Here is a 19,524-nt window from a genome sequence, read left to right as displayed (position 1 = left end):
CTGTCTCGAAGAACGAAGGGATTATGTTCAGATGGCTTGCAGGGCGTGGCGCATCGTCCCGGAAAGTGTCGAACGAGCTGGCGCAGATTTCCCCCGAGGTCTGGCTGTCGGTGGTCGGCGCGCTGCCTTTTCTGGGCGGTCTGAGTCACGCCGAAAACGAGGCACTGCGTCAGCGGGCGGCATGGCTGCTGGCCAGCAAGAACTTCAGCGCGGCGCAAGGGCTGGTACTGACTGATCAAATCATGTTGTCGATTGCCGCGCAAGCGGCATTGCCGGTGCTCAATCTGAATCCGGCGCTATACGAAGGCTGGATAGATATCATCGTCTATCCCGGCGGGTTTCTGACCCCACGGGTTGAAGTGGATGAAAGCGGCGTGGTGCATGAGTACATGGCCGAAGCCAGCGGCGAGGCATGGGAGGGTGGTCCCGTCATCTTGTCATGGGAAGACGCCGGCCCGGGCCGGGAGCCGGCCAACAACGTGGTCATTCATGAGTTTGCGCACAAACTGGATCAATACGGCAGCGATACTGATGGCATGCCTAATCTGGCGGCTCACCCCGAGCTTGAACCACGCCGGTGGAGCAAGACGCTGGATGAGTCGCTGTCTGCGTTCACGCGCGCGCTTGATGCGCTCGAAGCATCGATACCAGAGGACGTGGATCCGGAGTCGGAAGAAGGGCAAGTCTGGTACGACAGCTTGCCGTTGGACCCTTATGCGGCGACGGACGAAGCGGAGTTCTTCGCCGTCAGTTCTGAGGCTTTTTTTGTGGATCCTTTACAGCTATGCACCAGCTTGCCGCAGTGGTATGCCTTGCTGGCCCAATACTATCGGCAGGATCCGCTGCGCAGGCTGGCCAGTGTCTAGCCGCGTCCGATAAAGGGCATTTTGGTAGCCATGACCGTCATGAACTGCACGTTGGCATCCAGCGGCAGGCCGGCCATGTAGAGCACGGCGTTGGCCACGTGCTCGACATTCATCAAGGGCTCGGGTCGGGTCGAGCCGTCTGCCTGAAGTACGCCACGGCCCATGACTTCCGTCATTTCGCTGGCGGCGTTGCCGATATCGATCTGACCGCAGGCGATGTCGTATTTGCGTCCATCCAGTGAGGTCGCTTTGGTCAGGCCGGTGATGGCATGCTTGGTTGCCGTATACGATACGGCATGGGGGCGCGGCGCGTAGGCTGAGATGGAGCCGTTGTTTATGATGCGCCCGCCCTGTGGCTGCTGCGCCTTCATCAGTCGGAAGGCGCCTTGTGTGCACAGAAAGGCACCGGTAAGGTTGATGTCGACGGCCGCTTTCCATTGCTCGTATTCGAGCTCTTCAAGTGAGGCCGAACGGGCGAATATGCCGGCATTGTTGAACAGCAGGTCGAGCCGTCCAAAGTGTTCCGAGATCTGTTCAAAAAGATGATTGACCGCAGCAGGATCGCTGACGTCGGTCGGGACGACCAGAGTACGAACGCCGTGTGCCTGTGCCTGCTGCGCTGTGGCGTCCAGCGGTTCTTTGCGTCGCCCTGCAAGCGCCACGGCGTAGCCTGCGCCGGCCAGTGCCAGTGCGATGCTCTTGCCTATGCCTGAACCCGCACCGGTAATCAGTGCGAACTTTTCCTGTGAATTCATTGCCTGCTCCTGTCGCTTTTGTGTCTGCACGGCATTATACGGGTGGCGTGCGGGCTGCTGACTTGCATGCGCAGATGCTCAGTGCCTGGTCGATGGCTTCATGTGCTGCGACCACTCCCAGGCGATGTCGCGGCGTGCATATCTGTTGATCGCTGCGGCAATCAACATGGCCAGCAAGGCACCCAGCGCGGCCAGCGCCATATCTTTATGGGCGTCCCAGATATCACCCTGAGTACCGAGATAGTGCATGCCCAGATCGCCGCCGAAGATCTCGGCCGCTCCCCATTCGATCAGTTCGTACAAGGCCGATGTGCTGAGCGTAAAGTCCAGCGGCAGGAAATAAGCCCAGAAGCCGCGTACTTCGACGATGCGCAAAAAGAATTCGCGTATGGGGTAGGCCAGCAGCAGACCGTATGCAAAGTGTACCAACCGGTCGTAGTGGTTGCGTTCCCATCCGAATACGCTGTTCAGGGAATGGCCCGTGAGCGCTTGCCACCATTGGTCATAAGGAACGTTTGAGTAGGTGTAATGCGAGCCCAGGGCGTGCAGCGACAGAAAAAGCAGGATCAGCAGCAGCGAGGCATTCGAGAACCGGAACTGGCGCCGGACCAGCCACAGCAGGCAGAAGAGCATCAGGACCAGCGCGTTCTCGAGGAGCCAGGCCGGACGGTCGCTGGGATGAATGGCCAGTGCCAGCCACAAACCGGCATAGCCAAGAGCAGCGACGCGGATGGCAAGATGGCCTGCGCGGCATTCCTGAGTGTTTGATCGAGCCGGTACTGACATGCTGCTCCTTTGAGGCCGGTGCACGGCCTGTGTAGCATGGATTATGGCTTGGTGGCAAAATACTGCATAGCCTGCCTGGCGTCGCTGCGGATGGCCGCCGACCAGGTACGGGTCTGTTGCATAAATGACTGAAACCCCTTTTAGCTGGCGCCAGATTGCGATTCCCGCTTTCGGCCCCTCCTTGTTGTTCGGCATCTCCAACGGTGCCATCCTTCCTGTTATCGCCCTGAGTGCCATCGCTCTGGGTGCGTCCCATGCAATGTCCGGCGTTATTGCGGCGCTGGTAGGCCTGGGTTCCCTGATGTGCAACATTCCGGCAGCCATGATCACGTCGCGCTTTGGCGAGCGGCGCTCACTGATGGGTGCCGCAGCGGTCTGTGTCGTGGCGCTGCTCATCTGCATCCTGGCCCGTCACCCGGCGGTACTGGCTGTCGGCGTCCTGCTCATAGGCATGGCGACGTCAGTCTTTTACCTTGCCCGGCAAGCCTTCCTGATGGAGGCAGCACCGGTGCACATGCGGGCGCGGGCTTTTGCCACGTTAGGCGGCACGCAGCGTATCGGCATGTTCATAGGCCCCTTCGCCTCGGCCGGACTCATGCACTTCATGGGTTTGAGCGGTGCTTATGTGGTGGCCATGGTGGCTTTGACGGCGGCGGGTGCGCTGTCATTTGCGCTGCCCGAACTACGGTCGGGATCCGAAGACACTGAAGCGCAGGCCATGCGGCCCGGCGTACTGGCCATAGCAGTTACGCACAAGAGGGCATACCTGACACTGGGGCTGGGTTGCATGCTTGTTGCCGCCATGCGTGCTTCGCGCCAGGTTGCCATACCTTTGTGGGCCAATGCCATCGGTTTAAGCCCCACTGCGACCGCCCTGATCTTCGGCTGTGTATCGGCCATAGACATGCTGGTGTTCTATCCGGCCGGCAAGGTTATGGATCAATATGGGCGCTTGTGGGTGGCCCTGCCTTGCGCACTGACCCTGGCGGCGGCCTTCCTGGCCATTCCATGGGCCACGGCGCTGGTGCCATTTGTATTGGTGTGTCTGGTGATGGGGCTGGGCAATGGCATAGGATCCGGCATAGTGATGACACTGGGGGCCGACGGCGCCCCGGTCAATGGCCGTAATGAGTTTCTGGGTATCTGGCGCCTGATTACCGATGCCGGCACCAGTGCAGGTCCCTTTGTGCTGGCCGGCCTGACCGCAGCGGTGTCGCTGGGTGCCGGCATAGGCTTTACCGGTGTATTCGGACTGCTGGCAGCCGGCATTTTCTGGGGCAATCTGCCTCGTGCGCGGGCAAACCGGCAGTCCGGTACTGTCTAGCCGGAGTTCCTCAGGCCGGCGGCAATGCCATTGATGGTCGTGTGTATGGCCCGTTGGCTGCGGCTTTCCTCGTCGCCATTCTGGCTTTCATGGGCAAGACGGTGGCGTCGCAATAGTTCGACCTGCAGGTGGTTCAAGGGGTCGATATAGGCGAAGCGTTCGCTCAGTGCCGCAGCCAGCCGCTCATCTTTGGCCAGCAGGTCATGGCCGCTTACCTTTTTGAACATGTCCAGCGTCAGCATGAATTCGGCCTCTATGCGCCCAAAGACGTGCTTGCGCAGTTTTTTATCGGGAACCAGACCGGCATAACGCCGGGCGATGTCCAGATCGGTCTTGGCCAGTACTTGCTCCATGTTCGAGAGCAGGGTTTTGAAGAACGGCCAGACCTGCGCCATTTCTCGCAGTTGGGCAAGCCGCAGCGCGGGTGTTGCGGGGCTGCCGTCGTGGCCTTGTTCGATATAGGCCTGCAAGGCCGTACCCATGCCATACCAGCCGGTCAGCATCAGGCGGCATTGCGCCCAGGAGAACCCCCAGGGGATGGCTCGCAGGTCTTCTATTTTCTGGGTGGCCTTGCGTGCAGCCGGACGAGAACCAATATTCAGGCCGGAAATTTCCAGGATCGGAGTCGAGGCAAAAAAGTATTCATTGAAGCCGGGGGTCTGATAGACGAGGTCGCGGTAGCTGGCCTGGGCAACGTCCGACATATAGCTGACGGCCTTGCCGAAGCGCGCCATGTTCTTGTCTTCCGTTTGTGAGGCGTTGGGCCCGGTGGTCAGACTGGTTTCCAGGGTGGCGGCGACAAAGTTCTCGAGGTGCCAGCGGCCGACTTCCGCATCCTTGTATTTGCCTTGTATGACTTCACCCTGTTCAGTCAGGCGTATCTGGCCGTTGACGGTGCCGGGCGGTTGTGCCTGTATGGCTTCGAAGCTGGGACCGCCGCCGCGGGCAACCGAGCCGCCACGGCCGTGGAAAAGGCGCAGCCTGACCTTGTGTTTCTTGAAGACCTGCACCAGCTGGCGTTCCGCGTAATACAAGGACCAGTTCGACGTCAGGTACCCGCCGTCTTTATTACTGTCGGAATATCCCAGCATGACTTCCTGTATGCCGTCCTGGGTGTGCCGCACGCGGGTGTTGATTTCGGGCAGACTGAGCCAGCTGTCCATGATGTCGGCGCCGCGCATCAGGTCGGGTATGGTTTCGAACAAGGGCACAACCATCAGGCCCGATGCCGCCGCGCTGCTGCCGCCGGTGTCGTTGGGGGTGATCAGGCCGGTTTCCTGCTGCAGCACCACGACTTCAAGCAGGTCGCTGAGGGTTTCGGTGTGCGACACGATGGTCTGCCGGATGGCGGCGGCGCCGTAACGGCGCCGGCACTCGGCCGCCATGCGCAGTATGGCAAGTTCCTTCTCGGTTTCATCGGAATAGCGTATCCAGGGCGACACCAGCGGCCGGACTTGCGTAACCTCGTTGCGCAAGAGCGTAATACGCTCTGCTTCGGACAACTCGCTGTAGTTAACGGGCTTTTCATTCATGTGCACATCGGCCGCCGTGAAAAGCTCGGTCAGGACGCGCTCATGTACATCCGAGCTCTGGCGCAAGTCGACCGTGGCCAGATGGAAGCCGAAAATACTGACGGCCTGCAGCAGTCCGGACAGCCGCAATTGCGCGATCAGGCTGCCGTGATGCCGGTCCAGTGAATCGGCAACAACTTGCAGGTCGCGCCGGAACTCTTCGGGGGTAGCGTATGCCGGTGCCGGATAAGTGGGGCGCAGGGCCTGTTGCTTGCCCGTCAATTCAACAGAGGTCGCGGCCAGCCTGGCGTATACGTGTATGAAGGCACGCCGGTAGGGCTCGTCGATCCGGTGAGCCGAGCTGTCCTGGCTGACCAGTGAAAGCGCCTGCAGTTCAGGGCTGATATTGCCCAGGTTGCGTGAGAGCGAGAGCTCGGTACCGAGGGTTTTGACTTCCTGCAGATAGTGGCGCAGCACGAGCCGGGACTGGCGCAACAGGGCCTGCTCGAGCGTGGATGCGTCCACCCTGGGATTGCCGTCACGGTCACCGCCTATCCAGCTGCCCATCTGCAGGAATGGCGGCAGTGGTTTGGTTAGTGTGTCAAACAGTTTGTGGCTGGCCGGTTGCAGGCGTGTCGCCAGATCCTGGTACAGGCGCGGTATGGCGGTCAGGAAGGTGCTGGTGTAGTACGTAAGCGCGTTGTCGATCTCATCCAGTACGGTCAGCTTTTCCCGACGCAGCATGCGTGTTTGCCATAGTGTGGCAACCAGGCCTGTCAGGGTCTGATCCAGAAGTCGTCTTTCCGAGGCGGTCAGGGTTGCGTCGCTTTGCGCCAGATTCCTTGCGATGGCCCGATGCAGATCCAGCGTACTTTTGCGCTGGACTTCGGTGGGGTGGGCAGTCAGTACCGGCACAATGCATGCGGTTTCAAGATAACGCAGTACCTTGCGGCTGCTTACGCCCTTGCTGCGCAAGATGTCGAGTGCCTGCTGCAGGCTGCCGCGCATGGGGTTGTCTGCGTGCAGCTCGTGCTGGCGCTGACGCCGGTTCTGGTCACGATCTTCGGCAATGTTGGACAAGTGCAGGAAATAGGTGAAAGCCCGTGCGACCGAGTTCGATTCTTCGTCAGGGAGTTTTGCGATCAGCTTTTCCAGCGTGCGACTGTCGGCATCCCGGCCTTCGCGCCGGAACTTGACCGCAGCACGGCGCAGCTTTTCGATCACGTCGTAAACGGCCTTGCCTTCGCATTCATTGATTACATCGCCCAGCGTTTTGCCCAGGTGCCGGATATCGTTGCGCAGGGAAGTCGGTTCCATGCGGGATGCTTCGGGGTGATTCACAGAGTCTCCTGTTGTTATCTCGTTATAGGGTCATGGAGCAATATTAGCAATTCGATGGATTATCATAGAATTTTTTAGGCGTAAACCTTCGTTTCAGAGACTCACATGCCGCAATATCGCTCACGTACTTCCACTCATGGCCGCAACATGGCAGGCGCACGCGCACTTTGGCGTGCTACCGGTATGCAGGATGGTGATTTCAACAAGCCCATCATCGCCGTGGTCAATTCCTTTACCCAGTTTGTTCCCGGCCATGTGCACCTGAAGGATCTGGGCCAGCTGGTCGCCCGGCAAATCGAGGCTGCCGGCGGCGTGGCAAAAGAGTTCAATACCATTGCCGTAGATGACGGCATTGCGATGGGGCATGGCGGCATGCTGTATTCGCTGCCGTCGCGTGAGCTCATTGCCGACTCGGTGGAATACATGGTCAACGCGCATTGCGCCGATGCTATGGTGTGCATTTCCAACTGCGACAAAATCACCCCGGGCATGCTTATGGCGGCCATGCGGCTCAACATACCCGTGGTGTTCGTCTCGGGCGGCCCCATGGAAGCGGGCAAGGTCATCGAGCCGGGTACCCAGAAAATCCTGATGAAGCTGGATCTGGTCGACGCCATGATCAAGGCGGCCGACCCCAATGTCAGCGATGCCGAGGCTGCCGAGGCCGAGCGCAATGCCTGTCCTACATGCGGATCGTGTTCGGGCATGTTTACCGCGAACTCCATGAACTGCCTGACCGAGGCACTGGGTCTGGCGTTGCCTGGCAACGGTACCGTGCTTGCCACCCATGCCCGGCGCAAAAGCTTGTTTGAAAATGCGGGCACGCTGGTGGTTGATTTGTGCAAGCGCTACTACGAACAGGACGACGCCTCGGTTCTGCCTCGCAGCATCGCCACCTTTGCCGCGTTCGAGAACGCCATGACGCTGGATGTGTCCATGGGCGGTTCGACCAATACCGTGCTGCATTTGCTGGCGGCTGCGCAAGAAGCGGGCGTAGACTTCACAATGTCGGACATTGACCGCGTATCAAGGCGTGTGCCCTGTCTGTGCAAGGTTGCACCGGCTACCGACAAATACCACATTGAAGACGTGCACCGCGCGGGCGGCATCATGGGTATCCTGGGCGAACTGGCCCGGGCCAATCTGCTGAACCTCGACGTCGGCAATATCCACAGCGGTACGCTGGGCCAGGCCATTGCAGATTGGGATGTCAACAGCGGTAATGCATCGCAGGCCGTGCAGGCCTTCTATACCGCAGCGCCGGGTGGTGTGCGCACGCAGGTAGCCTTCAGCCAGGATCGACATTATCAGCAGCTCGATCTGGATCGTGAAAAAGGCTGCATTCGTTCGAAGGCGCACGCGTACTCGCAAGACGGGGGGCTGGCTGTGCTGTATGGCAACCTGGCCCCCAATGGCTGTATCGTCAAGACGGCCGGTGTCGATGAAAGCATACTCAAGTTCACCGGTCGGGCTCGTGTCTACGAAAGTCAGGAAGCCGCGGTGGATGGCATCCTGGGTGATCAGGTGCAGCCAGGTGACGTCGTGATCATTCGTTATGAAGGTCCCAAAGGCGGCCCCGGCATGCAGGAAATGCTCTACCCGACCTCTTATCTGAAGTCCAAGGGTTTGGGCAAAACCACGGCGCTGCTGACCGACGGTCGCTTTTCGGGCGGATCCTCAGGACTCGTCATCGGGCATGCGTCGCCTGAAGCGGCAGAGGGCGGCAATATCGGCCTGGTTCAGGAAGGCGACACCATAGAAATCGATATTCCCAATCGCACCATCAATCTGGCCATCAGCGCCGAAGAGCTCGCCAGCCGTCGTGCCGCGATGGAAGCGCTGGGCAGCGGTGCCTGGAAACCGCTGGGCAGGGAACGGGTCGTATCGCAAGCCTTGCGCGCCTACGCTGCCCTTGCAACGTCGGCAGATCGTGGCGCCGTACGTGATGTGTCTCAGTTGAAATAGAATGCCTCGGGCGGCGGAAGCTGGCTTTGCCGCCCGTGTTCCGCCGGTATTTGTGTCAAGAACGGTCAATTTTCGGGGTGCTGAACCAAAATGTAACACTGCTTGCCCTGACAGCTTGCTAGCATAAGTAAATGCAGTCATCACGTCTGCTAAGAATAGGAATAGGGAGAACTAAATGAAAGTATCCAAGCGTACTGGAAGAATAACCACCCTCGTTGCTGTCGTTGCATTGATGGCAGGCTGCGCCAATATGAACGACATGAGCACTGGCGGCAAGACCGCGGTGGGCGCCGGTGCAGGCGCTGCCGTGGGCGCCGGCCTGGGTGCGCTGATTGGTGACAGCAGCAAGGCCGCCGCTATCGGTGCGGGTATCGGCGCTGTTGCCGGCGGTATCGCCGGCTATAACTGGAAGGGCGTGAAGAACGACGTAGAGAAATCTGGCGCCACCAGCCTGGGTGTCGATGTCACGGAAATGCCCGACGGCACTTTGCGCGTGAACATTCCCAGCCATGTGTCGTTTGATACCGGTAAATACGCGCTCAAGCCAGCCTTGCTGCCCGTACTGGACAGCGTAGCCCGCGCCCTGGTCCAACATCCTGAACTGCGTGCCAAATCCATAGGCTATACCGACAGCACAGGTTCCGACCAGGTCAACCAGACTCTGTCGGTCAACCGTGCCCGTGCCGTTGGCAACTATCTCGCGCAGCAGGGCGTGCCGGTGGCTAACCTGACCGCTGAAGGCCGCGGCGCCAGCAATCCGGTTGGTGACAATGCGACTGCTGAAGGCCGGGCCCTGAATCGCCGGGTCGAGCTTTATTTGTACGCCGTACAGCAGTAACTCACAGCAGCCTCAAAAAAAGCGGGCGACCTTCGGGTCGCCCGCTTTTTTGGTGTCCGGGATGAAAAATAGTATTTGCAAACGTTATAATCAAATGTAAACTAACGTAATAATTATATTCATAACGTTAATTTATTCTTACGATTAGGCATTAGTGAATATATGTATATAAGCAGGCGTTCGTGAGTTTTCCCGAGAGCCTGCTTGTCATCCGGATGAGGTCGATATGACCCAATAGGACACCTCATGAAGCAAAGTCTGAACGTATTGTTTTTTGCTCCAAAAGCTCAGGCTGGCGCAGTTCCGGCAAGCAATGAAAGGATCAGGGGCCTGCAGGAAAGCGGGTTTCAGGTACAGCGCTGTGCGACCATTCCGGCCCTGCATAAGTGCATACAGGCGAATGTATCGGAAGACATGCCGGCCGCCGTTGTGCTGGCTGGCAGCCTGCCGGAAAACTGCTCGGCCGCCACGTATTTGCGCACAATGCATCCCGATGTCGGCATTGTCGCACAAACCAGCGGCTTGCAAGATGCCGACGTCATCAGGCTGTTGCAAAGCGGGGTCGACAACTACTTCGGGCACGATGCCTCTCACGACCTGCTCGCGGCGATTTTGTTTCGCCTTTTCTCTCGATCAGACGGCGGGCACGATCATTTTGCGGCGCCCGCCGATGACACGGCAACTTCAGGCTGGGCCTTGCAGGATCAAGCCTGGAAGCTGAGCAGCCCCGAGGGCACCCGCATCACCCTGACAACCGGTGAGCGGGCCTTCCTGATGGTGCTGTTCAATGCAGCCGACCGGCGTGCCACCCATCGCCAACTGGCCGATGCCGTCAACCAGGATTACGCCCTTGCCGCATCGCCGGCGCCCCAGGGCCGCCTTGGCGTTCTGGTCAGCCGCCTGCGCCGCAAGTGCGCAAGCCAGGGAGAGCCCCTGCCGCTGAAGTCGTTGCACAACTGGGGTTATATGTTCACCGGGCCGGTACAGAGTTAGCCGGGGCTGCAGTGCAGCCCGTTGCTTACTGATACCTGAGTACCGACAAGTCTTCGCTGCGTATGGCGGTAGGCTTGCCCGACACAATATCTGCAATCAGTTGTCCGCTGCCGCAGGCCATGGTCCAGCCCAGCGTTCCGTGGCCGGTATTCAGAAAGAGGTTCGGCAGCCTGGTAGGCCCGACGATGGGTGTGCTGTCGGGTGTCTTGGGCCGCAGCCCCGTCCAGAACTGGACGTCGCCGGGCTTGCGGCTGCCGGGGAAAAGGTCATCCACAACCATTTCCAGTGTCTTGCGTCGCCGATCATCGAGGCGTTTGTCGAAACCGACGATCTCGGCCATGCCGCCCACGCGTATGCGCTGGTCGAAACGGGTTACTGCAATCTTGTAGCTTTCATCCAGCAAGGTCGAGACGGGCGCCCGGCTTTCATCGGCGATGGGAACGGTGATGGAATAGCCTTTCAGGGGGTAGACCGGTAGTCTGGCGATATGCTTGAGCAGCGGTGTCGACCAGGCTCCCAATGCAACGACGTAGGCATCGGCCGTCATGAGTCCGCTGTCGGTTTCCACGCCGCTTATGCCTGAGCCATCGGCATGCAGGGATTTTATGCCGGTGTTGTAGTGAAAGGTCACGCCCAGCTTTACGGCTTCGGCCGCCAGCTGCGTGGTGAACAGATTGCAGTCACCGGTTTCGTCGTTGGGCGTACGCAGGCCGCCCACGAGCTTGTTCTTGCTGTGAGCCAGCGCGGGTTCAGCGGTTTCCAGTTCGTCGCGGCCGAGCAGTTCGTAATGTATGCCTGCGTCGCTGAGCACCTTCATGTCTTGTCCGGCAGCATCGAGCTGCTGCTGGGTGCGGAATACCTGCAAGGTGCCACGGCGGCGGCCTTCGTACTGGATGCCAAGCTCATCGCGCAGCGCGTCAAGGCATGTGCGGCTGTAGCCCGAAAGCCTGAGCATGCGTTCCTTGTTGATGGCATAGCGGCGGGCTGTGCAATTGCTCCACATTTTGTACATCCACTGCAATTGAAACAACGAGCCATCGGGCCGGATGGTAAGCGGCGGATGTTTGGCGAACATCCATTTGACGGCCTTCAGTGGAACACCGGGAGCGGCCCAGGGGCTGGAGTAACCGTAGGATACCTGCCCGGCGTTGGCAAAACTGGTTTCCAGCGCCGGCCCGGCCAGGCGTTCTATTACGGTGACTTCGTGGCCTTGACGGGCCAGATAATAGGCGCTGCTGATGCCGACGGCGCCAGCCCCCAACACGATGATTTTCATATAGTCCAAGAAAATAGAGCTTGATCCAGGCATGGTAAGCCAGATCAACCAGGACTTTTTTATGAAAAAATTTGTTTTCCGTTGTTTTATCCTGTCTGGCAGGCAAAGCCGCAGGATTTCAGCAATAATTGCTGATGTGTTGCCCGATCGCGGAAATCAGCCTCGCAGCAGGCTCTTGACCAAGGAAAATTGATGAGAATCCAGCGCACTCCTGTATCTACTTTAGATAAACTCGATCGCCATATACTGGATCTTCTGCAACGTGACGGACGCATGTCCATGACCGACCTTGCCGATGCGGTTGGCCTGACGGTTACACCCTGCATAGAGCGGGTGCGGCGCCTTGAGCGCGACGGTGTCATCACCGGCTACCATGCGCGGGTGTCACCCGAGGCGCTTGATGCGGGCTTGCTGGTGTTTGTGGAAATATCCATGTCCAGCAAGTCTGATCGCACTTTCGATGATTTTCGCCGTGAAATCCTGTGCATACCCCAGGTGCAGGAGTGTCATCTGGTGTCGGGCGACTTCGATTATCTGGTCAAGGCCCGCATCAAAGAGATCAGTCAGTATCGCACTTTGCTGGGCGATATCCTGCTGCGCCTGCCTGGCGTGACGCAGACTAAAAGCTGCGTGGTCATGGAAGAGATCAAGGAAACGCTATTCATTGCCGCGCAAAAATAGCGTGATGCCGGGTCAGGCGTCAGGTGTACCGGTCTTGCGCACAAAAACCATGTTGTCGCGATGCATGAGCTCGGCATCCGACATGGATCCCAGTATCTCCGCAATGCGATTGCTGGGCTGGCGCATGATGCGCCGGGTATCGGCCGCCGAATAATTGATGAGTCCGCGTCCGCACTCGACACCGTGCTGGTCCACGCAGGCGACTACGTCGCCGCGCTCGAATTCACCTTCCACCTCGGTGACGCCTATGGGAAGCAGGCTCTTGTGGCCTTGTGTAAGGGCCTTTACGGCACCATCATCAAGCGTGACGCGCCCGCGCAGGCGCAAGTGATTGGCCAGCCAGCGCTGGCGTGCCGAACGCACAGGCAGGATGGCGCGCAATTCTGTGCCGACCGATTCGCCGTCGGCGAGTCTGAGCAGCACATCGGGCTCGCGACCCGACGCAATAATAGTGTGGCCTCCGCTATTGGCAGCCCGCTTGGCTGCCAATATCTTGGTCAGCATGCCGCCCGTACCTATATTGCTGCCCGATCCGCCTGCCATGGCTTCGAGCGCAGGGTCGCCGGCCTGTCCGTGGGTGATGAATTCGGCATCGGGGTTTTTGCGCGGGTCGGCGCTGTACAAGCCGGGCTGGTCGGTCAGGATGATCAGCGTCTCGGCTTCGATCAGATTAGTGACGAGCGCGCCCAGGGTATCGTTGTCGCCCAGGCGGATCTCGTCGGTCACGACGGTATCGTTTTCGTTGACGATGGGCACGACGCCCAGTCCCAGCAGGGTATACAGCGTGCTGCGGGCATTCAGGTAGCGGCGGCGATCAGCCAGGTCTTCGTGCGTCAGGAGAATTTGTGCCGTGCGTATGCCGTGGCGTGCAAAAGCGGCTTCGTAGGCCTGGGCCAGGCCCATTTGTCCTACCGCAGCGGCGGCCTGCAATTCATGCATGGCATTGGGGCGTCGCGGCCACCCTAGCCTGGCCATGCCCTCGGCGATTGCGCCGCTTGAGACCAGCACCATTTGCTTGCCCTGGCTGTGCAGGCGGGCGATCTGCCCCGCCCATTGCTCGACCGCCTGGGTGTCTATACCCTTGCCCTCGTTGGTGACCAGCGAAGAGCCGACCTTGACGACCAGACGTCTGGCGTGTGTAACAGCAGAAGGCAAAGCGTGGATGGAGGCCATGGAGAGAACGGATCAGGATTCAGTGTGGTCGGAACGGGTATCGTCGAAACGAGGGTCTTCGGCAATATAGCTGCCGTCGGCCTTGTCCTGGGCCGTATTGGCTTTCTCGCGCTCGGCGTCCAGCCATTCCTGCAGACGCCAGGTGAGTTCTTGTGCTCCGTCTCCGGTGAGGGCTGAAATGGCGAAGACCGGGCCGGTCCAGCCCAGCGCAGCGCACAGGCGCTCCTTGACGTCATCGGGGTCCTCGACCATGTCGAGCTTGTTCAATACCAGCCAGCGGGGCTTGTTGTAGAGGTCCTGATCGTACAGTCGCAACTCTTCCACGATAGCGCGTGCGTCCTGGGCCGCCTGCTCAACGGGATCAATGGAAGGGTCGGGCGAGGAGACATCGACAAGATGCAGGAGCACTCGGGTGCGCGACAAGTGGCGCAGGAACAAATGCCCCAGCCCTGCGCCTTCCGAGGCGCCTTCGATCAGCCCGGGGATGTCGGCGATCACAAAACTGTGCGACGGAGAGGTACGCACCACGCCCAGATTAGGGTGCAGGGTGGTGAAAGGGTAGTCGGCAATCTTGGGCCGGGCGTTGGAGACCTTGCTGATAAGGGTGGACTTGCCGGCATTGGGCAGGCCCAGCAGGCCGACATCGGCCAGCACCTTCAATTCCAGTCGCAGCTTGCGCTGTTCGCCTTCCTGGCCGTAGGTGAACTGGCGGGGTGCGCGGTTGGTGCTGGATTTGAAGTGCAGGTTGCCCATGCCGCCCTGGCCGCCGGCAGCTAATGTGACACGCTGATTGTGGCGGTCAAGGTCAAAGAGCTGCTCGCCGGTTTCTACATCGAATACCGTGGTACCAACGGGCACACGCAATGTAATGTCGGGGGCAGCGGCGCCATACTGATCGGAGCCGCGGCCGTTTTCGCCGTTTTTGCCGCGATGCAGGCGGGCAAACCGATAATCAACCAGTGTATTGATGTTGCGATCGGCAACCGCGTATATGCTTGCGCCCCGGCCACCGTCGCCGCCATCGGGCCCACCCTTGGGAATGAATTTTTCGCGGCGAAAGCTCGCCGCGCCATTGCCGCCTTTGCCGGCGACGACTTCGATGGTTGCTTCGTCTACGAATTTCATTGTGTGTGACTTATAAAGTGGGGAGGGCGCCCCGGCTTGTGCGGCGCCCGGCAGTGCGGGTGCCCGGAATTGCCAATCTATTCTAAAACAAAAAGCCCCGCCTCAAGGGCGGGGCTTTCCGGAGATGTGCGTGCCGCGATTACTCGGCTGCAACCACCGATACGGTGCGCTTGTTCAGTGCGCCCTTGATGGCGAACTGTACTGTGCCGTCTACCAGCGAGAACAAAGTGTGATCTTTGCCCATGCCGACGTTCACACCGGGGTGGAACTGAGTGCCGCGCTGACGAACAATGATGGAACCAGCCGAAATAGCCTGGCCACCGTAGGTTTTTACACCCAGTCGTTTCGATTCTGAGTCGCGACCGTTACGCGTTGAGCCGCCGCCTTTTTTCTGTGCCATGTTTAGCTCCTGCTATACAAACCGTTGAGTCTATCGTTAGGCCGTGATGGCTTCGATGCGGACTTCGGTGTAATTTTGACGATGACCTTGACGCTTCTGGTAGTGCTTGCGACGGCGCATCTTGAAAATTTTGACCTTGTCGTGGCGGCCTTGTGCAAGAACGGTTGCCTTGACCACGGCTCCGGCGACCAAAGGCGTGCCAATTTGCAGCTGCTCGCCTTCGCCAACCGATAAAACCTGGTCTAGCGTAATTTCTTGCCCAATGTCTGCCGGTATCTGTTCTATCTTGAGTTTTTGACCTGCAGCAACACGATACTGTTTGCCGCCGGTTTTTATGACCGCGTACATGTGGGAATTCCTAAAAATAAACCTGGCAAAAATGCCAAGCTCGTGATTCTACCGTGTTTTATTAAAAGCAGTCAAGCAGTCCATCGCCTTTGCCTGCCGGGTTCAGGACCTGTAGTCGGCGTTGATGGTGACGTATTCATGTGAAAAATCGCAGGTGTAGACCGTTTCTTGCGCATCGCCACGACCCAGGGCAATACGCATGGCGATTTCGGCCTGTTGCATGACACGCTGTCCGTCTTCTTCCTTGTAGTCGGGGTGACGCCCGCCCTGGCTGGCCACCATGACGTCTCCGAGCCACAAATTGACGCCGCTGACATCCAGGTCGGCTATGCCGGCATAGCCTATGGCACACAGAATGCGGCCCAGGTTGGGGTCGGAGGCGTAGAAGGCAGTCTTGACCAGCGGGGACTGAGCCACCGAGTAGGCGACCTTCAGTGCTTCTTCGGGCGTTTTGGCCTGTTCCACGTGTATGGTCATGAATTTGGTGGCGCCTTCGGCATCACGCACGATCTTTTGTGCCAGTTCGGTGGCAGCTTCGGCCAGCGCCTGATACAGGGTTGCGTACAGCGGATCGGATATGGACTCGACACGCACCGGGCTTTTGCCTGTTGCCACAATGATGAAGGAGTCGTTGGTGGACGTATCGCCGTCGACGGTAATGCGGTTGAACGACAGGTTGGCAATACTGCGTGCCATGTCTTGCAGCAATTCGGGGGCGATACCGGCATCGGTGGCCAGGAAGCCCAGCATGGTGGCCATATTGGGCCGTATCATGCCGGCACCTTTGCTGATGCCGGTAATGGTTACGGTGTGGCCGCCCAGATCGATGCGGCGCGACACGATCTTGGGTTGCGTGTCGGTGGTCATGATGCTGTGGGCAGCCATGAACCAGCTGTTGTCGGCGGCAGCGTCTACAGCCTTGGGCAAGGCTGCCACCAGGCGGTCCAGGGGCAGGGGCTCAAGAATGACGCCGGTAGAAAATGGCAATATTTGCTGGGGCTTCACCTTAAGGATGCCGGCCAGCTCCACGCAGGTTTGAGTGGCTGCCTGCAGCCCGCTCTCGCCGGTGCCGGCATTGGCGTTGCCGGTGTTGATGACCAGCGCGCGTATGCCCTGGCCGGCGGCAAGGTGTGTTTCGCAAACCTGCACCGGCGCGGCGCGAAAACGGTTCAGGGTAAAGACACCCGCAACGCTGCTGCCTTCAGCCAGCTGAAATACGGTCAGGTCGCGGTGATTGGCCTTGCGTATACCGGCTTCGGCAGCGCCGATGCGGACGCCCGCGACGGGGTGAATATCTGATTCCAGGGGAATGTTTAGATTGACGGCCATAAGATACGCTTGGTGGTAAGTGTCTGAAAGAGTCGATTTTAGCGCTACAGCGTGGCAAATACTTGCTCGGCGGCATCCAGTGTGGTCTGGATGACTGCGTCGTCGTGCGTGCCGGAAATGAAGCCCGCCTCGAAGGCCGAAGGAGCAAAATACACGCCCCGGCTCAGCATGCCATGGAAGAATTTCTTGAAGCGTTCGATATTGCACATCGAGACTTCCGCGAAGGAAGTGGGTACCGAAGCCGAGAAATACAGGCCAAACATGCCGCCTATGTAGTCGGTGCACATTTCTATTCCGGCGGCTGTGGCGCGCTGGGCCAGACCTTCGGTCAGTTTGCGATTCTGCTCCGACAGCTGCTCGTAAAAGCCCGGTTCCGACAACAATTTGAGCGTAACCAATCCGGCCGCAACCGCCACAGGGTTGCCTGACAGCGTGCCGGCCTGATAGACGTCGCCCAGCGGTGCAATGTGATCCATGATGTCGGCTCGTCCGCCAAACGCGCCAACGGGCATGCCGCCGCCTATGACCTTGGCCAGTGTCGTCAGATCGGGTGTGACGCCCGTCAGCCCTTGTACGCCTTGTGGTCCTGCGCGAAAACCCGTCATGACTTCATCGAAAATCAGCAGGGCGCCATATTGGGTGCACAGCGCACGCAGGCCTTCAAGAAAACCGGGTGTGGGCTTGATCAGGTTCATGTTGCCGGCGATAGGCTCGACAATAATGCAGGCAATGTCGTCGCCGTATTGTTTGAATGCGGCTTCTACGGCATCAAGCTGGTTGTAGTCGAGCACCAGCGTGTGCTTGATGAACTCGGGCGGCACGCCTGCCGATGTGGGGTTGCCGAAGGTAAGCATCCCCGAGCCGGCCTTGACCAGCAGGCTGTCGGCGTGGCCGTGGTAGCAGCCTTCGAACTTGATGATCCTGGAGCGGCCGGTAAAGCCGCGTGCCAGCCTGATGGCTGACATGGTGGATTCGGTGCCCGAGCTGACCAGCCGGACTTTTTCTATCGAGGGCAGGCGCGCGGCAATGGCCTCTGCGATTTCGATCTCGCCCTCGGTAGGCGCACCGAAAGAAAGGCCGTGTACGGCGGTTTCCTGCACGACACGGACCACTTCAGGGTGTGCATGGCCCAGGATGGCCGGCCCCCAGGAGCCCACGTAGTCAATATATTGTGTGTCTTCGGCATCCCAGATGTAAGGGCCTTGCGCGCGCTTGATGAAGCGGGGGGTGCCACCCACCGAACGGAAGGCCCTGACGGGCGAGTTCACGCCACCAGGGATGGTTCGGCTGGCTCGTTCAAATAGTTCTGTATTGCGGGACATGGTTCAGGGCTCTTTGTGGAAACAGGAATATCGTGGGTGCCTGGATGGCGCCGGTGGATCGGATTCTAGTCGAACAGCGCCGCGCACTGCGCTGCGGTCGCCTGGATGTCACTGCTGTCGAACAGGCCGCTGATCAGCGCGATGCTGTCGGCGCCTGCATGGACTACGGGCCGGGCATTTTCTGCCGTGATGCCGCCAATGGCAACCACAGCAGCGCGTGGCCGTGCATCATTGCACTCGGCCAGCATGCGGCCCTGTTCGATGTGCTCAAGTGTGGCGCGTACGGCGTCGGGCTTCACCCGTGAAGGGTACATGGCGCCGAACGCGATGTAGTCCACACCTGAGGCCAGGGCTTGCCTGGCCAGCGCGGGCTGATCATAGCAGGAGCAGCCGATAATCTTGTCGTGGCCGAGGGCTTCGCGAGCCTGGACCAGGCTGCCGTCTTCGCGACCCAGGTGGACGCCGTCTGCATTGAGCAGCGCCGCGAGTCGCCAGTCATCGTTGATGATGGACACGACATTCAGCTGCTGGCAGATCCGGACCACTTGCCGGGCCTGTGCCAGGCCGTCATCGGGGGAGGCTGTCTTGCGGCGCCATTGCAGGGCTTTCATGCCGCCGTTGGCTGCCGCGGCAATGGCGGCCAGCAGCTTGTCGGTATCGTCCCATTCGGGCGTTACGCCATACAAGCCTCGCGGAAAACGTAATGTTCTCATGATGCAGACCGATTGATAAGACGTTGTCCCATGCCGGGCTGGAAGCTGCGGGCCACCAAGGGGGCAGAGGCGGAAATAGCCGCCTCGACAGCCTGGGGAACCGCCTGGCCCTGTGCCAGCTGGGCAGTGATGGCGCAGGCCAGGGGGCCATCGGGATCCGCCAGGCGCGCCGCAGGCGGTTGCCAGCTCCAGCTGGCGGTCTGGTTGCCAGGGCCTTGCAGCAGGTGGCTGCCATGGCCGGGACGCAGGGGCGCCCCGGTCGACAGGACCCACGTGGCGCCATATTGCAGCAGCGACTGGGCCGGTGTGCCGGCGTGCGCCAGTACGCCGTGAGCGTCCCACTGCTCCAGCAGGTGATGGTCAGCCACTACAATGTCGGTTTGTGGCAACAGCAGGTCGAGTATCGCCAGTTGCAGCGTTTCGGTATCCAGATCCTGAACCAGTGATTCGTCAGGCGTCGGGGTCAGGTGCAGGACCAGCGGCACGTGGTTGTAGTCGGCCGCGATCTGGGCCAGTACGCTGACTGCTTCCGGCGTATAGACCGGCCCAACCTTGATGGCCTGAATATTCATGTCTTCCAGCAGGCAGCGCGCCTGATCATCGATCAGTTCGGCGGGCAGCGGCTGAATGTCTTCAGTGCCGGCCGTGTCTTGCACCAGGGTGGCTGTCAGGGTCGATAACGGGTGGCAGCCCAGTGCGGCGCAAGTAACCGCATCGGCGGGCAGGCTACTTGAGCCGCTGGGGTCGAAAGGGCCGAAAATAAGCACAAGTGGCGGAT

General features: G+C 59.7%; 18 protein-coding genes. 6 read left to right on the top strand and 12 right to left on the bottom strand.

What is annotated here, in order from left to right; all coding sequences use genetic code 11:
• Window positions 1-23: 23 nt before the first annotated feature.
• Window positions 24-866: a zinc-dependent peptidase gene (locus LKR43_RS12110; protein WP_227684320.1), complete on the top strand. Its 843-nt coding sequence runs from the start codon at window positions 24-26 to the stop codon at window positions 864-866.
• Here LKR43_RS12110 and LKR43_RS12105 read toward each other — a convergent pair.
• Window positions 863-1,621, bottom strand: a complete 759-nt coding sequence (locus LKR43_RS12105; RefSeq protein ID WP_227684319.1) for an SDR family oxidoreductase — start codon at window positions 1,619-1,621, stop codon at window positions 863-865. The genes LKR43_RS12110 and LKR43_RS12105 overlap by 4 nt on opposite strands.
• A gap of 78 nt (window positions 1,622-1,699) precedes the next feature.
• Window positions 1,700-2,407 carry a DUF2238 domain-containing protein gene (locus LKR43_RS12100; RefSeq protein ID WP_227684318.1) on the bottom strand — a complete coding sequence of 236 codons (708 nt, stop codon included), beginning with the start codon at window positions 2,405-2,407 and terminating at the stop codon, window positions 1,700-1,702.
• Between the two features lie 124 nt (window positions 2,408-2,531).
• Between LKR43_RS12100 and LKR43_RS12095 the strand changes: the two genes are divergently transcribed.
• Window positions 2,532-3,731, top strand: coding sequence for an MFS transporter (locus tag LKR43_RS12095; RefSeq protein WP_227684317.1), 1,200 nt, complete (start codon window positions 2,532-2,534; stop codon window positions 3,729-3,731).
• On the opposite strand, the gene ppc is transcribed toward LKR43_RS12095, so the two are convergent.
• Window positions 3,728-6,559, bottom strand: a complete 2,832-nt coding sequence (ppc, locus tag LKR43_RS12090) for a phosphoenolpyruvate carboxylase (protein ID WP_227684360.1) — start codon at window positions 6,557-6,559, stop codon at window positions 3,728-3,730. The two genes, LKR43_RS12095 and ppc, sit on opposite strands and share 4 nt — an antisense overlap.
• 129 nt (window positions 6,560-6,688) lie before the next feature.
• On the opposite strand from ppc, the gene ilvD reads away from it, so the two are divergent.
• From ilvD to LKR43_RS12075, 3 genes are all read left to right on the top strand, one after another.
• Window positions 6,689-8,548: a dihydroxy-acid dehydratase gene (gene ilvD / locus LKR43_RS12085; protein ID WP_227684316.1), complete on the top strand. Its 1,860-nt coding sequence runs from the start codon at window positions 6,689-6,691 to the stop codon at window positions 8,546-8,548.
• 232 nt (window positions 8,549-8,780) lie between these two features.
• Window positions 8,781-9,386 carry an OmpA family protein gene (locus LKR43_RS12080; RefSeq protein ID WP_227684359.1) on the top strand — a complete coding sequence of 202 codons (606 nt, stop codon included), beginning with the start codon at window positions 8,781-8,783 and terminating at the stop codon, window positions 9,384-9,386.
• A gap of 246 nt (window positions 9,387-9,632) precedes the next feature.
• The gene (locus LKR43_RS12075; protein ID WP_227684315.1) at window positions 9,633-10,379 is read left to right on the top strand and encodes a hypothetical protein; all 747 of its coding nucleotides are present in this window, start codon (window positions 9,633-9,635) and stop codon (window positions 10,377-10,379) included.
• Between the two features lie 25 nt (window positions 10,380-10,404).
• Here the strand turns inward: LKR43_RS12075 and LKR43_RS12070 are convergent, their stop codons facing one another.
• Entirely contained in the window at window positions 10,405-11,655 is a 1,251-nt protein-coding gene (locus tag LKR43_RS12070; RefSeq protein ID WP_227684314.1) for a D-amino acid dehydrogenase, read from the bottom strand.
• Between the two features lie 192 nt (window positions 11,656-11,847).
• Here LKR43_RS12070 and LKR43_RS12065 point away from each other — a divergent pair, with 192 nt between their 5' ends.
• A complete protein-coding gene (locus tag LKR43_RS12065) occupies window positions 11,848-12,336 on the top strand; it encodes an Lrp/AsnC ligand binding domain-containing protein (RefSeq protein ID WP_227684313.1) in 489 nt (162 codons plus the stop codon).
• A 12-nt stretch (window positions 12,337-12,348) separates the two neighbouring features.
• Here LKR43_RS12065 and proB read toward each other — a convergent pair whose 3' ends face one another.
• The 8 genes from proB to LKR43_RS12025 form a co-directional block, all read right to left on the bottom strand.
• Window positions 12,349-13,509 (bottom strand): glutamate 5-kinase, encoded by a 1,161-nt coding sequence (proB, locus tag LKR43_RS12060; RefSeq protein WP_227684312.1) that lies wholly within the window; start codon window positions 13,507-13,509, stop codon window positions 12,349-12,351.
• A 12-nt stretch (window positions 13,510-13,521) separates the two neighbouring features.
• Window positions 13,522-14,634, bottom strand: coding sequence for a GTPase ObgE (gene obgE, locus LKR43_RS12055; protein WP_227684311.1), 1,113 nt, complete (start codon window positions 14,632-14,634; stop codon window positions 13,522-13,524).
• Between the two features lie 139 nt (window positions 14,635-14,773).
• Window positions 14,774-15,034, bottom strand: a complete 261-nt coding sequence (rpmA, locus tag LKR43_RS12050) for a 50S ribosomal protein L27 (protein WP_227684310.1) — start codon at window positions 15,032-15,034, stop codon at window positions 14,774-14,776.
• Window positions 15,035-15,070: 36 nt separating this feature from the next.
• Window positions 15,071-15,382, bottom strand: a complete 312-nt coding sequence (rplU, locus tag LKR43_RS12045; protein WP_130038696.1) for a 50S ribosomal protein L21 — start codon at window positions 15,380-15,382, stop codon at window positions 15,071-15,073.
• A 102-nt stretch (window positions 15,383-15,484) separates the two neighbouring features.
• Window positions 15,485-16,711 (bottom strand): bifunctional glutamate N-acetyltransferase/amino-acid acetyltransferase ArgJ, encoded by a 1,227-nt coding sequence (argJ, locus tag LKR43_RS12040; RefSeq protein ID WP_227684309.1) that lies wholly within the window; start codon window positions 16,709-16,711, stop codon window positions 15,485-15,487.
• 44 nt (window positions 16,712-16,755) lie between these two features.
• Entirely contained in the window at window positions 16,756-18,033 is a 1,278-nt protein-coding gene (hemL, locus tag LKR43_RS12035) for a glutamate-1-semialdehyde 2,1-aminomutase (protein ID WP_227684308.1), read from the bottom strand.
• A 65-nt stretch (window positions 18,034-18,098) separates the two neighbouring features.
• Window positions 18,099-18,746 carry a thiamine phosphate synthase gene (thiE, locus tag LKR43_RS12030; protein ID WP_227684307.1) on the bottom strand — a complete coding sequence of 216 codons (648 nt, stop codon included), beginning with the start codon at window positions 18,744-18,746 and terminating at the stop codon, window positions 18,099-18,101.
• Entirely contained in the window at window positions 18,743-19,513 is a 771-nt protein-coding gene (locus tag LKR43_RS12025) for a bifunctional hydroxymethylpyrimidine kinase/phosphomethylpyrimidine kinase (RefSeq protein ID WP_227684306.1), read from the bottom strand. The genes thiE and LKR43_RS12025 overlap by 4 nt, the downstream gene beginning before the upstream one ends.
• Between the last annotated feature and the right edge of the window lie 11 nt (window positions 19,514-19,524).

This window comes from Pusillimonas sp. MFBS29 (assembly GCF_020687695.1).
In the GTDB taxonomy this organism is placed as follows: Bacteria; Pseudomonadota; Gammaproteobacteria; order Burkholderiales; family Burkholderiaceae_B; genus Pusillimonas_C.
This window is presented reverse-complemented; position numbering and strand designations above follow the sequence as displayed.

What these genes read in the sequence shown, in the direction of transcription:
- LKR43_RS12110 (WP_227684320.1), top strand. Translation starts at nt 24, where the DNA reads ATGTTCAGATGGCTTGCAGGGCGTGGCGCATCGTCCCGGAAAGTGTCG.
- LKR43_RS12105 (WP_227684319.1), bottom strand. Translation starts at nt 1,621, where the DNA reads ATGAATTCACAGGAAAAGTTCGCACTGATTACCGGTGCGGGTTCAGGC.
- LKR43_RS12100 (WP_227684318.1), bottom strand. Translation starts at nt 2,407, where the DNA reads ATGTCAGTACCGGCTCGATCAAACACTCAGGAATGCCGCGCAGGCCAT.
- LKR43_RS12095 (WP_227684317.1), top strand. Translation starts at nt 2,532, where the DNA reads ATGACTGAAACCCCTTTTAGCTGGCGCCAGATTGCGATTCCCGCTTTC.
- ppc (WP_227684360.1), bottom strand. Translation starts at nt 6,559, where the DNA reads ATGGAACCGACTTCCCTGCGCAACGATATCCGGCACCTGGGCAAAACG.
- ilvD (WP_227684316.1), top strand. Translation starts at nt 6,689, where the DNA reads ATGCCGCAATATCGCTCACGTACTTCCACTCATGGCCGCAACATGGCA.
- LKR43_RS12080 (WP_227684359.1), top strand. Translation starts at nt 8,781, where the DNA reads ATGGCAGGCTGCGCCAATATGAACGACATGAGCACTGGCGGCAAGACC.
- LKR43_RS12075 (WP_227684315.1), top strand. Translation starts at nt 9,633, where the DNA reads ATGAAGCAAAGTCTGAACGTATTGTTTTTTGCTCCAAAAGCTCAGGCT.
- LKR43_RS12070 (WP_227684314.1), bottom strand. Translation starts at nt 11,655, where the DNA reads ATGAAAATCATCGTGTTGGGGGCTGGCGCCGTCGGCATCAGCAGCGCC.
- LKR43_RS12065 (WP_227684313.1), top strand. Translation starts at nt 11,848, where the DNA reads ATGAGAATCCAGCGCACTCCTGTATCTACTTTAGATAAACTCGATCGC.
- proB (WP_227684312.1), bottom strand. Translation starts at nt 13,509, where the DNA reads ATGGCCTCCATCCACGCTTTGCCTTCTGCTGTTACACACGCCAGACGT.
- obgE (WP_227684311.1), bottom strand. Translation starts at nt 14,634, where the DNA reads ATGAAATTCGTAGACGAAGCAACCATCGAAGTCGTCGCCGGCAAAGGC.
- rpmA (WP_227684310.1), bottom strand. Translation starts at nt 15,034, where the DNA reads ATGGCACAGAAAAAAGGCGGCGGCTCAACGCGTAACGGTCGCGACTCA.
- rplU (WP_130038696.1), bottom strand. Translation starts at nt 15,382, where the DNA reads ATGTACGCGGTCATAAAAACCGGCGGCAAACAGTATCGTGTTGCTGCA.
- argJ (WP_227684309.1), bottom strand. Translation starts at nt 16,711, where the DNA reads ATGGCCGTCAATCTAAACATTCCCCTGGAATCAGATATTCACCCCGTC.
- hemL (WP_227684308.1), bottom strand. Translation starts at nt 18,033, where the DNA reads ATGTCCCGCAATACAGAACTATTTGAACGAGCCAGCCGAACCATCCCT.
- thiE (WP_227684307.1), bottom strand. Translation starts at nt 18,746, where the DNA reads ATGAGAACATTACGTTTTCCGCGAGGCTTGTATGGCGTAACGCCCGAA.